The following is a 15,467-nucleotide window of genomic DNA, read 5'->3' as shown; positions in this document are numbered from 1 at the left end:
TCCGGTATTCACCGGTGATTTGGCGGTTTACGGACAATAAACATTTCCCTCAACCACTTTAAATATCTTATTTATGTGAAATCTTCTGTCAATAAAATCGTCCAGTCCCGTACAGGTTATCATCGTTTGCACCTGGCTGATACTGTTCAGAAGATAGTTCTGCCTGTTAGAATCCAACTCGGACAATACATCATCCAAAAGAAGAATTGGCATATCCTTGATTTTTCTTTTCACCATATAGATTTCAGAAAGCTTCAGAGAAAGCGCGGCTGTCCGCTGCTGCCCCTGAGAACCGTATTTGCGGATGTCCATACCGTTTATCTTTACACACAGGTCGTCTCTGTGGGGACCTGTAGAAGTCATCTTAAAACGGCAGTCTTTTTCCCGATTTCCGGAAAGCTCTGAAAGAAAATGTTCACTGTCTGTACTTGGCTCATAAATCAGTTCAATTTTTTCCTTTCCGCCGGTAATCTTGCTATGTATTTCCTCAATAATGCCGTTCATCTCATCTAAAAAGGCTTTCCGCCCCTCAATCACTGCGCTGCCGTAGCTTGCCATCTGCTCGTCCCAGACCTCCAAAGTTGACATAAGAGACGGCTGAAAAGAAATATCCTTCAACAGCTTATTTCTCTGATTCAAAATCCGATTATAGCTGGAAAGGTTGGACAGATACAGTTTATTAAGTTGACATAATTCCAAATCCATGAACCTCCGGCGTTCACCGGGACCGTTTTTAATAATATTTAAGTCCTCCGGTGAGAAAAACACCAGATTCAGAATCCCAAAAAGCTCCCCGGCCTTTTTAATGGGAATCCCGTCAATGGCAATTCCCTTGGCCTTTGTCTTTTTCAGATGCATGTCAATTCTCCGGGAAATCCCGTTTTTGTTCACATACATACGGATATGGGATTCATCCGAGTCAAACTTTATCATCTCTCTGTCCTTGCTGCCTCTGTGAGATTTTGTGGTTCCGCACAGATAGACAGCTTCCAGAATATTGGTCTTTCCCTGGGCATTGTCCCCATAGAAAATATTGGTTCCTTTATCAAAATTCAGCGACAGCGTTTCATAATTTCTGTAATTCTTCAGCTCTATTGATTCGATATACATAGGCCACCCTTACTGCTTCCAACTATTTTATAATTTTTACTTCCTGCCCCTGGTAAGAAAGCACGTCTCCATCGTAAAGTTTGCGTCCTCTTCTGGTATCCACTTCGCCATTTACCAGAACTTCTCCGTCCTGAATGACATATTTTGCTTCCACCCCGTCCTGCACCAGGTTTGCGGCTTTCAAAGCCTGACCTAATTTAATAAATTCATCGCGTAATTTAATAGTTTCCATGTGTACTCCTTTTATCTGCTCACGGCATTGAAGTTAACCGGAAGAATCAGGTAAATATACTGCTGATTATCGTCCCGGATAAAGCACGGAGCCTTGGCATTCATCAGATAAATGCTGACCTCCTCATCATCAATGACCTTCAGTGCGTCAATCAAAAACTTAGGGTTAAAGCCAATCATAATGTCTTTTCCCTCTTTTTCAATGTCAATGTCCTCTTTCATGGAACCAACCTGAGAATCAATCTGCAGTTCCATCTGTCCATCCTGAATGTTAATGATAATCGGTTTTTTATCCCCTTCTTTTACAAACAGAGTGGCACGGTCAATACAATCTAAAAATTCTTTTTTGTTAATTTTTACTTTTGTTTCATAATCACTGGAAAGCATCTGGTCTACCTTGAAATACTCCCCTTCAATCAGGCGGGATACCACCTTTGTGTCATCAAACTCAAAGAGAATGTGGTTGGCAGACAGATAAATATCTACCATATCTTCCAGTTCTCCGGATAAAATCTTGCTGATTTCGTTCAGTGTTTTTCCCGGAACTACCACCTTACGGTTTTCACATTCGTCCTGCAAGCCGATTTTCCGGATAGAAATGCGGTGTCCGTCCAGAGAAATTACCCGCAGCATATTGTTTTCAATCTGGAAAAGCTCTCCGGTCATCAGCTTATTGTTCTCATTTACTGCAATAGAAAAGATAGTCTGACGGATAATTTCTTTTAAAGTAAACTGTGAAACCCGTATACAGTCATTCTTTTCAATTAAAGGTAAATAAGAAAAATCTTCTCCTGATTTTCCGGGAATATTGAATTTTGCTTTTTCACAGGTAATGGTAGCATTTAATTTTTCATCTGTTTCAATGGTAACATCATTATCCGGAAGCTTGCGGACAATTTCGGAAAAGATTTTTGCATCCAGTGCAAGGATACCTTTTTCCAAAACCATACCCTGAACACGGGTTTCGATGGCAAGTTCCATATCATTAGCCGTCAGTTTGATGTCATTGGTTGCTGCATCAATAAGAATACATTCCAGAATGGGCATAGTTGTTTTTCCTGGTACGGCTTTCATGACAATGCTGACACTTTTTTGAAGTTCAGATTTTGGGCAAATTATTTTCATGTGTGAATAACTTCCTTTCTGTGTGAGGTGGTTAAATATAAAAATAAATGAATAACAAATCCGTAGTAATCGCCGTAGGGGCTGTGAATATGTGAATAAGTCCCGAAACCCGTGAAAATACGGGCTTTATGTGTATGGATAACTTTGTGGGTCCATGTTGAAGTTCCAGTGTAACGGCTGTTGATAAAAATGTGGGTAAAAAACCGTAAATTTTTTCAACAGAGTTGTCCACATATAATTCACACGATATTCACTTTACGTTGTGGATAAAGTTCAGGTTATTTTGAGGGGTTTATTTTCTTCTGTAAAATATCAATAATTTCTTTGGTGGATTCGGAGGTTTCCAGTTCCGCCTCGATTTTATTAATACCATTCATAATTGTGGTATGGTCCCTTCCTCCCAGGACTTTACCGATATTTTTCAGTGTGACTTCTGTCATATGACGGCATAAGTACATCACAATCTGCCGTGGAAATACGACTTTGGAATTTCGTTTGTTGCCGGTCAGGTCAGCAGGAGATAAGTCAAAGTGTTCTGCCACAATATCAATGATAAGTTCAGGGGTAACGATGCGCTTCTGATTAGGAGAAATAATATCTTTTAATACTTTTTCAGCTAAAGGCAGATTGATTTCGCTTTTTTCCAGATTGGCGTAGGCCATAATTTTGTTTAAAGCGCCCTCAAGCTCACGGATATTGGATTTTATATTTTTGGCAATGTATTCGATGACCGCATCGTCTATCTGATAACCGTCCAGTTCTTCCTTTTTCCTTAAAATCGCCATTCTGGTTTCATAGTCAGGAGAGGAAATATCTACAATTAAGCCCCATTCAAACCGGGAACGGAGACGATCTTCCAGGATTTCCATATCTTTTGGCGGCTTATCTGAGGATATGATAATCTGCTTTTTCGCACTGTGCAGCGCATTGAACGTGTGGAAAAATTCTTCCTGTGTAGATTCCTTTCCTATAATAAACTGAATATCGTCAATGAGAAGAACATCGATGTTCCGATATTTTTCCCGGAACTTGGACATAGTGGAATTATTACCATTACGAATAGATTCAATCAGTTCGTTGGTAAAATATTCACTGGTGACGTAAAGTACTTTGGCGTCGGAATTCTGCTGCAAAACATAGTGGGCAATGGAGTGCATTAAGTGGGTTTTTCCAAGACCAACCCCTCCGTAGATAAACAGCGGATTGTAGGATTCCCCCGGAGATTCCGCTACGGCCACGGACGCGGCATGTGCCATCTTGTTGTTGTTTCCTACCACAAAGGTGTCGAAGGTATAGCGGGGATTTAAGTTGGCTTTTGCAATATTTTCGTTGTGGTCAATGGGATTTGCCACGGCTTTTTCCTTGATTTCTTCCTCAATTTCATCTGGCAGAATAAAAGAAATTTCAAAATTTTCCCCAGTAGCTTCTGCAATCGCTACTTTTAAAGGCAGGAGATACTTCTTATTAATATAATCCAAAGCAATATTTTGGTTATTAATGTTGATAGTGACCACATTTCCCTCTACTTTATAAACCTTTAAGGGCTTCAGCCAGGTGGAAAAGGAAATATCGGACACATCATGTTCGACCTTAATCATATTTAGAATCTCTGACCATTTTTCCTGAATTATGTGCATTTTCAATTCTCCTAAATCGTATTATATGCCGGTTTTCAAACACAAAAATATATGATTGACTGATTACTTCATTCAATCATAGGCAAAAAAAAGTATTATTATCTATATAATATAATAAAAAACCGTTTTTATCAATGAAAAGTTGAAGAGAAATAGAAGAATTACGGCATTGGAGACGATGTGGGTATGTGGATAAGTGTATGGATACTATTAATATAGGAAGAAATATTCTGGTGAGTGTGAAAAAATTGACAAAATGTGGGCATGTTTGTATGTGGATAGAAATGTGTGGATAATGAGGATTGTCTAAAAATAAAAGATTGTGGAAAACCTGCAATGTGAAAAATGTGTATAAGGTAAAAAACAGAATCCACATGTCGAAAACCGTTGAAAAATAAGGCTTTTTAAGATTTTGGAAAAGGAGTATGTGAATATATGGTGAGAGTTATCCACAAGTTATCCACATTTTGTGGATAAACTTACGTAAACTTAAAAAATGTGAATAAGTCGGTGTATAAAAATATGGATAAAATTAGTTAAAAGAAAAAATTCGTAAAAGTCTGTGGAAAAGAAGTGGAGAGATGTGGACAACTGAAAAAAGAGAGAAATACACAGAAAAAATGCCAGAAAAACCGCAGAAATAGAAAGAAAGGCTTGACGAACACCGACTTTATGAATATAATTGAAATGATGTTTTATCATGCATAACTAGAGGTGACATCTGAATTAAACAATATCGGAAAGATGTCCATTAATATAAGGGAGGTGCCTTGAATATGAAAATGACATTTCAGCCAAAGAAAAGACAGCGTTCCAAAGTTCACGGATTCAGAGCTAGAATGAGCAGTGCTGGCGGAAGAAAAGTTTTAGCTGCTAGAAGAGCAAAAGGAAGAAAAAAATTATCAGCATAAGACCGCAGACATGTGGTCTTTTCTTCTCTTTGCGGTAAAGGATAGGGTATGAAATATTCGGAATCATTAAAAAAGAACAGAGATTTTCAGCTGGTTTATAAAAGAGGAACATCATTTGCGAATCGTTATCTGGTTATGTACATTAAGGAAAATCAGCTGAATCGTAACAGACTTGGTATATCTGTAAGCAAGAAAGTGGGAAATAGTGTAGTAAGACATCATTTGACACGATTAATCAGAGAGAGTTACCGTCTGAATGAGGAAAAATTTTGCTGCGGATATGATATAGTAGTTATTGTCAGAGTAAGTGGAAAAGAGCAGGGGTTCCATTCTTTACAGAGTGCCTTGCTGCATTTGGGAAAACTCCACAAAATAATGAGAAGTGAAGAGAATGAAAAAAATATTAATCATCTTGATTAAAGGATATCAGAAATATTTGTCGCCGCTTAAAAGCACACGCTGCCCTTATATTCCCACCTGTTCGCAATATGGGTTGGAGGCTGTTGAAAAATACGGAGCGCTCAAAGGGGGGCTTCTGGCAGCATGGAGAATTTTAAGATGTAATCCCTTTTCAAAGGGAGGGTATGACCCGGTGCCGTAGTGCACCGAAAGAAAATAGAAGGGTGACAAAAACAGAAGGAGGAAACTGTTTTGGGTGTGTTACTGACTAAGAGTACCATGCCGATTGTAAACTGGGTAGCAGAAGTGCTGGGCTGGCTTATGAACGGCATTTATAGTATCGGAGTGCATAATTTAGGTCTGTGTATTATTATCTTTACACTGATTATCTATGCTTTTATGACTCCGCTTCAGATAAAACAGCAGAAATTTGCAAAAATGAATGCGGTTATGTCCCCTGAATTGCAGAAAATTCAGAAAAAATACAGAGGAAAAAAAGATCAGGCTTCTCAGATGAAGATGCAGGAAGAGACTATGGCCATTTACGAAAAATATGGCGTATCTCCAACAGGAAGCTGTCTGCAGATGTTAATCCAGATGCCGATTTTCTTTGCTTTGTATCAGGTTATTATTAAGATTCCGGGATATATCGGCGGAATTAGACATGTCTTTGATGCAGCTGTTGCAAATATTACAGAGGTAAAGGGATATTCTCAGATTATCCTGGACTTTGTACAGGAACACGGCATTAAAAATGCCTACCTGCCATTAGAAGGAACGTTAACGAACAATCAGGTCGTAGACTTTTTATATGCACTGTCTCCCTCTCAGTGGGACCAGCTTGCAGATGTAAATAAATTCCAGGGCTTTGCTGATGTGTTGAATCAGGCAGCAGATAAACTGCATCCCATGCAGAATTTCCTGGGTCTGAACATTGCGGACAACCCATGGGCGCTGATTCAGTCCGGATGGAATTCTCATAGCTATGTGTTGATTTTTGCAGCAGTGCTGATTCCGGTGTTGGCATGGGCGACCCAGGTTCTGAACATGAAGTTAATGCCGTCTGCAGCAAGCACCAGTGACAACGGAGCTGCGTCTTCCATGGAAGCCACTATGAAGAGCATGAACATGATTATGCCTTTATTTACAGCATTTATCTGTTTCACATTCCCGGTTGGTATTGGTATTTACTGGATTATAGGTGCGGTTATCCGAAGCGTGCAGCAGGTTGTAATTAACAGACATTTGAATAACATGGATATGGACGAATTTATCCGTAAAAACAAAGAAAAAATGGATAAAAAGCGTGCCAAGAGAGGGGTTACTACCCAGAACATCAGTCAGCAGGCCAAGATGAGTGTTCGTAATATTGAAGAGCCAAAAAGAAAGACCATTACAGAAAAGAGCAATTCTGTGAAAAATACATCAGGCTACAGCACCTCTGTACCGAAGACAAAGCCGGGCAGTCTGGCATCCAAGGCGAACATGGTGGCACAGTTTGATGAGGCGCACAAAGGAAAAAAGAAATAAGGTAAGGGGGAAAGAAGATGGAATTCAAAGAGTTTTCCGCAAAAACTGTAGACGAAGCGATTACAAAGGCAAGTCTTGAATTTGAAACATCGAGTGAAAATCTGGAGATTCAGGTAATTTCTGAGGGTAAGACAGGATTTTTAGGCTTTGGTACAAAGCCGGCGATTATTAAAGTGAAAAGAAAAGAAATCCCGGTAAAAACCACAGAAGAAAAGAAGGAAACAAAAAGAGAAGTAAAAAACACTCCTGTAAAAGAAGAGAAAAAACAGACTGTTGTGAAGGAAGAGGCGCCTGCTAAAGAGCCGGAACGTGTACGGGAAGAGAGAAAAGCAGTGGTAAGAAGCGAAGAAGAAATCGCGGAAATCAAGGCTGAAGCTGAGAAATTCCTTACAGGAGTATTTAAAGCCATGGAACTTCCGGTAGAAATTAAGATGCAGTACAAAGAAGCGGAAGGCAATCTGGATATTGAATTTGTTGGAGAGGATATGGGAATCCTCATCGGTAAGAGAGGACAGACTCTGGATTCACTCCAGTACCTTACAAGTCTGGTAGTCAACAAAGGCAGACAGGGATATATCCGTGTGAAGCTGGATACAGAAGACTACAGAAACAGAAGAAAAGAAACGCTGGAAAATCTTGCCAGAAGCATTGCCTACAAGGTAAGAAAGACCAGAAAGACTGTATCTTTAGAGCCTATGAATCCATATGAGAGAAGAATTATTCACTCTGCACTGCAGGGTAACCGTTATGTGGAAACTTACAGTGAAGGAAATGAACCTTACCGTCATGTGGTAGTAAAGTTAAAAAACAGATAACAACATACAGTAAAACATCATTATTCTAGGTGAAAGCGTGAATAAGAAGGGTTATCCCTGCGCTTTTGCCTGGAATATTTTTTTAGGAGGGATTTTATGACAGATACCATAGCAGCAGTTGCTACGGCCATGACTGCGTCAGGAATCGGAATTATCCGTATGAGCGGGCCGGACAGCCGGAAGATTGCCGGTAAGGTATACCGCTCGAAAGGTGGAAAGAAAAGGATAGAAGAGGTGTCTTCTCACACCATAAATTATGGTTTTATCTGTGACGGGGAGGAAACCATAGATGAAGTTCTGGTCATGGTTATGGACGGTCCCAGAAGTTATACAGGAGAGGATACCGTGGAGATTGATTGCCATGGCGGTGTGCTGGCCATGAAAAGAGTGCTGGAAACCGTGGTGAAGTACGGGGCCAGACCGGCGGAGCCGGGAGAGTTTACCAAAAGGGCCTTTTTAAACGGCAGAATGGATTTGTCCCAGGCGGAAGCCGTCATTGACGTCATCAATGCCAAAAACGAGTATGCGCTGAAAAGTTCCCTGGGGCAGTTAAAGGGAAACATTCAGAAGGCCATTCAGGAAATCCGAGAGAGGATTATTTATCAGATTGCCTATATTGAATCTGCCCTGGATGACCCGGAACACATCAGTATAGACGGGTACGGAGAGACGTTGGGAAAAGAAATAGAACTTCTCAAGGAAAGACTGCAGCAGCTTCTGCAGACGGTACGGGAAGGGAAACTGATGAAAGAGGGAATTAAGACCGTAATTCTGGGGAAACCCAATGCGGGAAAATCTTCTCTTTTAAATATATTGGTGGGGGAAGAAAGGGCCATTGTCACGGATATCGCAGGCACAACCAGAGATATTCTGGAAGAAAGCATTGTGCTGCACGGCATTTCCCTTCGCATGATTGACACAGCGGGAATCCGCAGCACAGAAGATGTGGTGGAAAAAATCGGTGTGAAAAAGGCCATTGAATATGCAAAAGACGCGGATTTGATTCTGTATGTGGTGGATTCTTCTGTGCCGTTAGATGAAAATGACAGGGAAATTCTCGAGCTTCTGCAGGACAAACGCGCCATTGTTATTTTGAATAAAGCAGACCTTGAGCCGGTGGTCACAGAGGACATATTGAGAAAGAAAACAAAGCATGCAGTAGTGTCCATTTCAGCAAAAGAAGAAGAGGGAATTGACCTTCTGGAACAACAGATGAAAGACATGTTTTTCGATGGGGAACTGTCCTTTAATGATGAGATTTATATTACCAATGTGCGTCACAAAGCGGCTCTGGAAGAGGCAAAAAGAAGCCTGGAACTTGTGGAAAACAGTATTCAGATGCAGATGCCAGAGGACTTTTTCTCCATTGATTTGATGAATGCGTATGAGGCGCTGGGCAGTATTATCGGAGAATCTGTGGGCGAGGATTTGGTGAATGAAATTTTCTCCAAATTCTGTACAGGCAAGTAAAACAAAGGAAAAATATAGAAAGGATAGGGACAGGAATGAGTGTATTAGAAGAAAATTATGACGTTGCCATTGTAGGGGCCGGACATGCCGGCTGTGAGGCGGCTCTGGCCTGTGCAAGGCTGGGACTGGAGACGATTATGTTTACGGTCAGTGTGGAAAGCATTGCGCTGATGCCCTGTAACCCCAATATCGGAGGAACATCCAAGGGACATCTGGTGCGGGAAATTGACGCGCTGGGAGGAGAGATGGGCAGGAATATTGACAAAACATTTATTCAGTCCAAGATGCTGAATGTGTCCAAAGGGCCTGCGGTACATTCTCTTCGGGCTCAGGCGGACAAGCAGGAATACACCAGAGAAATGCGGAAAACTTTGGAAAACACAGAACATCTCACCATTCGTCAGGCAGAGGTAACGGAGATTTTGGCACAGGATGGCAAAGTACAGGGAGTGAAGACCTATTCCGGCGCCCGGTATCATACAAAGGCTGTGGTGCTCTGTACAGGAACCTATTTAAAGGCCAGATGTATTTACGGTGATGTGAGTAATTATACAGGGCCAAACGGATTGCAGGCGGCCAATTATCTCACAGATTCCCTGAAAAAACTGGGTGTGGAAATGTTCCGTTTCAAGACAGGAACACCGGCTCGAATTGACAGAAGAAGTGTGGATTTTTCCAAAATGGAAGAGCAGTTTGGAGATGAGAAAGTAGTTCCGTTTTCTTTTTCAACCAACCCGGAAGACGTACAGATTGAGCAGGAATCCTGCTGGCTGACCTATACCAATGAAAAAACCCACGAAATTATCCGGAAAAATCTGGACCGTTCCCCTTTGTATTCAGGTATGATAGAGGGTACCGGTCCCAGATACTGCCCGTCTATTGAGGATAAGGTTGTAAAATTCGCGGATAAAAACCGTCATCAGGTGTTTATTGAGCCGGAGGGACGTTACACCAATGAAATGTATGTAGGAGGTATGTCCAGTTCTTTGCCGGAAGATGTACAGTATGAGATGTATCATTCCGTGCCGGGGCTTGAGCATGCGAAAATCGTGCGGAATGCCTATGCTATAGAGTATGACTGCATCAATGCCAGACAGCTGTATCCCACACTGGAATTTAAGAACATCAAGGGCCTGTTTTCCGGCGGTCAGTTTAACGGAAGTTCCGGATATGAAGAAGCAGCGGCTCAGGGTCTTGTAGCCGGTATAAACGCGGCTATGGAGGTATTGGGAAAAGAGCAGATGATACTGGATCGTTCCGAGTCTTATATTGGTGTGCTCATTGATGATTTAGTGACAAAGGAAAACCATGAACCTTACCGTATGATGACCAGCCGGGCTGAGTACCGCCTGCTGCTGCGTCAGGATAATGCGGATTTGCGTCTGCGGGAAAAGGGATATCAGGTGGGACTGGTCAGTCAGGAACAGTATGATTATATTCAGTGGAAGAAAGAAAAAATTGCAGAAGAAGCAGAGCGCATGGAGCATGTGCATGTAGGAGCAGTAAAAGAGGTGCAGGAACTTTTGGAAAAATACGGAAGCACACCGCTGAAAAACGGGATTTCCCTGGCAGATTTAATCCGAAGACCGGAATTGACTTATGACATTGTGGCGCCATTTGATAAAAAAAGACCGGAATTGCCGGATGATGTAAGAGAACAGGTCAACATCAACATTAAGTATGACGGCTATATTAAGCGGCAGTTAAAGCAGGTAGAGGGATTTAAGAAGCTGGAAACAAAGAAACTTCCGGAAGATATGGATTATGATGCTATCAGTGGCCTGCGTATTGAGGCCAAACAGAAATTAAAAGAATACCGTCCGGTTTCCGTGGGACAGGCTTCCCGTATTGCAGGAGTGTCTCCGGCAGATATTTCCGTGCTGCTGGTTTATATGGAAACTTACAGACGAAACAGATAAGGAGACCTATCATGAATTATGATTTAACCCTTCTGAAACAGGCATGTGAAGAATACAAAATTAGCCTGACAAGTGAGCAGGAACAGCAGTTTATACAGTATTACGAGCTTCTGACAGAGTGGAATAAAGTAATGAATCTCACGGGAATTACGGAGTTTGAGGAGGTTTTGGTAAAGCATTTTGCGGATAGTCTGTCCATTGCAAAGGGACTGGATATGGAGAAAATTCACACCTGCATTGATGTGGGGACAGGAGCCGGATTTCCTGGAATCCCTCTGAAAATTGCATTTCCGCATTTAAAGGTGACGCTGCTGGATTCCTTGAATAAACGCCTGAATTTCTTAAATGAAGTTATCAGCCGGCTGGGACTTGAAGAAATCGAAACCGTTCACGGGAGAGCAGAGGACGGAGCACGCAGGGCAGAACACAGAGAACAATATGATTTGAGCGTGTCCAGAGCCGTATCCCGTCTGGCGTCCTTATGCGAGTATTGTATGCCTTATGTGAAGGTAGGAGGAGTATTTGTATCCTACAAAGCAGAAAAGGCGTCAGAAGAGCTTACAGAGGCCAAAAAAGCCATATCCGTACTGGGCGGAAAACTGGAAAAGGAAGTGGCCTTTCAGCTTTGCCGGACCGATATGGAAAGAGATTTGATTGTTATTAAAAAGGTGAAGAATACCCCGAAAAAATATCCGAGAAAAGCAGGAACACCTACAAAAGAACCTATCGTATGACAAAAAGTGAGCATGCTCGATTTTTACGGTTAAGCATGCTCACTTTTATACGAAAAATCATTTCTGATTTCACAGAAAAAACACATTCTCGTCTAATTTTTATCACAAATTCCCCATAGAATAAAAAAGTCAAAGTAGCTTTATTGCGCTTGTACATAAATCAAAGGAGGGACAGTTTTGATTGAGGTAAGAAATCTAGTCAAAAAATACGGCAGTCATATGGCGGTAAATCATTTGAATTTTACCATAGAGAAAGGGAAAATTTACGGTTTTCTCGGTCCTAATGGTGCGGGAAAGTCCACAACCATGAATATGATTACCGGATATATTGCGTCTACAGAAGGAGAGATTCTCATTGACGGACACAATATATTGGAAGAACCGGAAGAGGCAAAGAAAAAAATCGGATATTTGCCGGAAATTCCACCGCTTTATGTGGATATGACAGTCAGCGAATACTTGAAATTTGTAGCTGAACTGAAATCAATACCAAAGGAGAAGAGAAGCGGAAATATCAATGAAGTTATGTCAACTACAAAACTGCAAAGTGTAAAGGACAGACTGATTAAAAATCTTTCCAAAGGATACAGGCAGAGAGTGGGACTGGCGCAGGCTCTTCTGGGTTATCCGGAAATTATTATTTTAGATGAACCTACCGTAGGTCTGGACCCGAAACAGATTATTGAAATCAGGGATTTGATTAAGAGTCTGGGAAATAAGCATACCGTTATTTTGAGTTCTCATATTCTTTCTGAGGTCAGCGCAGTATGTGATCATGTGCTCATTATAGACAAGGGAAAACTGGTGGCCAGTGACACACCTGAAAATTTGAGCAAGGTTATGGCAGGGGCAAATTCTCTGGAGCTTACGGTGAAGGGAAAAGAAGAGGTCATCCGAAAGGCTCTTGATATGGTAGAAAATATTGAAGAGCTTGTCTACCACCAGTCCATGATAAAAGACGCATGTGACTTTACAGTGAAGATTGCCGGAAATCAGGATATGAGAGAGAATATATTCTTTGCCCTGGCGGAAGTGAAATGTCCAATTCTGAAAATGCAGTCCAGTAATATGAGTCTGGAAGAAGTATTCTTAAAACTGACAGATGATGGAAGAAGCATCAGTTCGGAAGTGGATGAGATGTTTGAAGCGGATACTTCGGAAAATCTGGCAGAAGATAGCGATGCTGAGAGCGGAAAAGAGGAGGAGAAATAGTATATGCTGGCAGTTTATAAAAAAGAATTGAGAGGGTATCTTACCTCCATGATTGGATATGTGTTTGTGGCGTTTATTTTGTTAATACTGGGCATTTACTTTACTGCCTATAATCTGCAGTATGCAAGTCCGGATTTTGGCGCTACACTGAATTCTGTAACCTTTATCTTTTTGATTATTACACCGATTTTGACAATGAAAATACTGGCTGAAGAGAAAAAAAATAAGACTGACCAGCTTCTTCTGACAGCTCCGGTATCAGTTTGGAAAGTAGTTTTAGGCAAGTATCTCAGCATGGTTACCATGTATTTGATTCCGGTAGTGATAGCAGGTTTTTATCCTTTGATTATGGGAAGATACGGTACGGTGTCCTATGCAATGGCTTATACAGCGCTTTTGGGATTTTTCTTTCTGGGATGTGCACAGATTGCCGTAGGAATGTTTCTGTCTTCTGTGACAGAAAGCCAGGTGATTGCTGCAGTTCTTACTTTTGGCGTTTTGTTTTGCAGTTTTATGATGGATGGCATTACCAGTTTCTTTTCTGATACGGCCATAACTTCTATGATGGCCTTTCTGGTGTTAGTGATTATTCTGGGTGTGATTATTTACCAGATGACAAAGAGTGTCGTCCTTTCTGCAGGGGTCAGTGGGGTTTTGGCGGTAGTCACCCTGGTGGTTTATATTATAAAACCAACGGTTTATTCAGGACTGATTCAGAAAGTGCTGGGACTTCTAGCGATATCCAATCAGTTTGATAATTTTGTAGGCGGTATTTTGGATATGACAGGTATTCTTTATATGCTTTCCGTTATCTGCATTTTTGTATTTCTGACCATTCAGTGTATACAAAAACGGCGTTGGAGCTAAGGTAAACTTATTTTAGAGGAAAGGAAATGCAGATATGAAGAAAATAAATTTGAAAGAAATGATAAGCAGCTACAGGGAACAGAGAAAGCGAAATAAGAAGCTTTTGAAGCATGGAACCTATAGTATGGCGGTAACAGCCGTGGTAATTGCCATTGTTGTGGTTTTGAATCTGGTTGTGCAGGAAATTCCCTCCAAATACAGAGAAATTGATTTGAGCAGCCAGAAGTTATATACCATAGGCGAACAGACGGAAAAGATTTTAAAGAACCTGAAAAAGGATGTAACTTTGTATTACATTGCCCAGGACGGCACAGAAAGCAGTGATATAAAAAATCTGTTGGAAAAATATGAGGAAGGCAGCAAGCACATTACAGTAGAGCAAAAAGACCCGGCTGTATCTCCTAAATTTGCTTCTCAGTATACTTCTGACAATATCAGTAATAACAGTATTATTGTAGTATGCGGAGATAAGAGTAAGGTTGTAGATTACAGTTCTATGTATGAGACATCTATCAATTATCAGACCTATTCACAGGAAGTTACGGGATTTGATGGAGAGGGCCAGCTTACAAGTGCCATTAACTATGTAGTATCCGATAATATGCCGGTTTTATACAATTTGGAAGGCCATGATGAATCCTCTATGAGTGAAACTATGAAAGAAACCATAGAGAAGGCAAATATTGAAATTAAGTCTTTAAATCTGCTTTCAGAAGAAGCTGTCCCGGATGACGCAGAGTGTCTGTTTATCTTTGCTCCGGCAACAGATTTGACGAAAGAAGAGGCAGATAAGATTATTTCTTATTTGGAAAATGGCGGGAAAGCATTGATTGTTTCTAACTATACGGATGAAGATATGCCGAATTTTGAATCCGTATTGGAAAATTACGGTGTTCAGCCTGTAGATGGCATTGTTTTAGAAGGAAATACGGATAATTACGTTTCCCAAAATCCATATTATTTGCTGCCAAATATCGAAAGCGGTGAGATTACTTCTGAACTTTCCTCACAGAGCAGATACGTGCTGGTACCTCTGGCGCAGGGGATTAAAAAGGCCGATAATATAAGAGATACCCTGAATATCAGCAGCATACTGACAACTTCCGACAGTGCTTATTCCAAGACAAATCTGAAAGATATGGATACTATGGAAAAAGAAGACGGAGATATTGATGGTCCATTTGATCTGGCTGTGTCTATTACCGAAAAAGTAGGAGACGATAAGGAAACGCAGATTGCTTATTTTGCTTCCGCTTCCATTTTCAATGACAGTATAAATTCAATGGTTTCAGGAACAAACTATGAACTGCTGTCTGCTTCTCTGGCATGGATGTGCAGCACAGATGACAGCAATCAGATTTCGATTCCAAGTAAATCTTATGACACGACGACACTGACTGTGCCTACAGCAGATATTAACTTCTGGAGCATTTTTGTAACCGGTGTGCTTCCGGTATGTACCCTGTTAATTGGATTTGGTATCTGGATGAAGAGGAGAAAACAGTAA

At 41.1% G+C, this 15,467-nt stretch carries 15 protein-coding genes; 11 read left to right on the top strand and 4 right to left on the bottom strand.

Annotation, left to right across the window (positions count from 1 at the left end):
• Nucleotides 1–27: 27 nt before the first annotated feature.
• The 4 genes from recF to dnaA all read right to left on the bottom strand — a co-directional run bounded on the left by recF (nucleotide 28) and on the right by dnaA (nucleotide 4,103).
• Nucleotides 28–1,110 carry a DNA replication/repair protein RecF gene (gene recF, locus WKT17_RS13470; protein ID WP_173749817.1) on the bottom strand — a complete coding sequence of 361 codons (1,083 nt, stop codon included), beginning with the start codon at nucleotides 1,108–1,110 and terminating at the stop codon, nucleotides 28–30.
• Between the two features lie 22 nt (nucleotides 1,111–1,132).
• Complete coding sequence (locus tag WKT17_RS13465; RefSeq protein WP_173749818.1) at nucleotides 1,133–1,342, bottom strand: RNA-binding S4 domain-containing protein; 210 nt, start codon at nucleotides 1,340–1,342, stop codon at nucleotides 1,133–1,135.
• A gap of 11 nt (nucleotides 1,343–1,353) precedes the next feature.
• Nucleotides 1,354–2,466, bottom strand: coding sequence for a DNA polymerase III subunit beta (gene dnaN, locus WKT17_RS13460; RefSeq protein WP_173749819.1), 1,113 nt, complete (start codon nucleotides 2,464–2,466; stop codon nucleotides 1,354–1,356).
• Between the two features lie 278 nt (nucleotides 2,467–2,744).
• Nucleotides 2,745–4,103 (bottom strand): chromosomal replication initiator protein DnaA, encoded by a 1,359-nt coding sequence (gene dnaA / locus WKT17_RS13455; protein ID WP_173749820.1) that lies wholly within the window; start codon nucleotides 4,101–4,103, stop codon nucleotides 2,745–2,747.
• A gap of 776 nt (nucleotides 4,104–4,879) precedes the next feature.
• Here dnaA and rpmH point away from each other — a divergent pair.
• From rpmH to WKT17_RS13400, 11 genes are all read left to right on the top strand, one after another.
• Nucleotides 4,880–5,014, top strand: coding sequence for a 50S ribosomal protein L34 (gene rpmH, locus WKT17_RS13450; RefSeq protein ID WP_003021823.1), 135 nt, complete (start codon nucleotides 4,880–4,882; stop codon nucleotides 5,012–5,014).
• 48 nt (nucleotides 5,015–5,062) lie between these two features.
• Nucleotides 5,063–5,434 carry a ribonuclease P protein component gene (gene rnpA / locus WKT17_RS13445; protein ID WP_173749821.1) on the top strand — a complete coding sequence of 124 codons (372 nt, stop codon included), beginning with the start codon at nucleotides 5,063–5,065 and terminating at the stop codon, nucleotides 5,432–5,434.
• Entirely contained in the window at nucleotides 5,406–5,615 is a 210-nt protein-coding gene (gene yidD, locus WKT17_RS13440; protein WP_173749822.1) for a membrane protein insertion efficiency factor YidD, read from the top strand. Before rnpA ends, yidD begins: the two co-directional genes overlap by 29 nt.
• Nucleotides 5,616–5,671: 56 nt before the next feature.
• Entirely contained in the window at nucleotides 5,672–6,943 is a 1,272-nt protein-coding gene (locus tag WKT17_RS13435) for a YidC/Oxa1 family membrane protein insertase (protein WP_308781666.1), read from the top strand.
• Between the two features lie 17 nt (nucleotides 6,944–6,960).
• Nucleotides 6,961–7,758 carry an RNA-binding cell elongation regulator Jag/EloR gene (jag, locus tag WKT17_RS13430; RefSeq protein WP_291683449.1) on the top strand — a complete coding sequence of 266 codons (798 nt, stop codon included), beginning with the start codon at nucleotides 6,961–6,963 and terminating at the stop codon, nucleotides 7,756–7,758.
• A gap of 96 nt (nucleotides 7,759–7,854) precedes the next feature.
• Entirely contained in the window at nucleotides 7,855–9,228 is a 1,374-nt protein-coding gene (gene mnmE, locus WKT17_RS13425) for a tRNA uridine-5-carboxymethylaminomethyl(34) synthesis GTPase MnmE (RefSeq protein WP_340273222.1), read from the top strand.
• Between the two features lie 35 nt (nucleotides 9,229–9,263).
• Nucleotides 9,264–11,147, top strand: a complete 1,884-nt coding sequence (mnmG, locus tag WKT17_RS13420) for a tRNA uridine-5-carboxymethylaminomethyl(34) synthesis enzyme MnmG (RefSeq protein ID WP_173749825.1) — start codon at nucleotides 9,264–9,266, stop codon at nucleotides 11,145–11,147.
• Nucleotides 11,148–11,158: 11 nt separating this feature from the next.
• Nucleotides 11,159–11,881: a 16S rRNA (guanine(527)-N(7))-methyltransferase RsmG gene (gene rsmG / locus WKT17_RS13415; RefSeq protein ID WP_291683447.1), complete on the top strand. Its 723-nt coding sequence runs from the start codon at nucleotides 11,159–11,161 to the stop codon at nucleotides 11,879–11,881.
• A gap of 177 nt (nucleotides 11,882–12,058) precedes the next feature.
• Nucleotides 12,059–13,093 (top strand): ABC transporter ATP-binding protein, encoded by a 1,035-nt coding sequence (locus WKT17_RS13410; protein WP_173749827.1) that lies wholly within the window; start codon nucleotides 12,059–12,061, stop codon nucleotides 13,091–13,093.
• A 3-nt stretch (nucleotides 13,094–13,096) separates the two neighbouring features.
• Nucleotides 13,097–13,960, top strand: coding sequence for an ABC transporter permease (locus WKT17_RS13405; protein WP_291683446.1), 864 nt, complete (start codon nucleotides 13,097–13,099; stop codon nucleotides 13,958–13,960).
• 34 nt (nucleotides 13,961–13,994) lie between these two features.
• Nucleotides 13,995–15,467 (top strand): GldG family protein, encoded by a 1,473-nt coding sequence (locus WKT17_RS13400; protein ID WP_291683445.1) that lies wholly within the window; start codon nucleotides 13,995–13,997, stop codon nucleotides 15,465–15,467.

The sequence above is a fragment of the Blautia sp. HCN-20427 genome (assembly GCF_037890365.1).
Lineage (GTDB): Bacteria > Bacillota > Clostridia > Lachnospirales > Lachnospiraceae > Blautia.
This window is presented reverse-complemented; position numbering and strand designations above follow the sequence as displayed.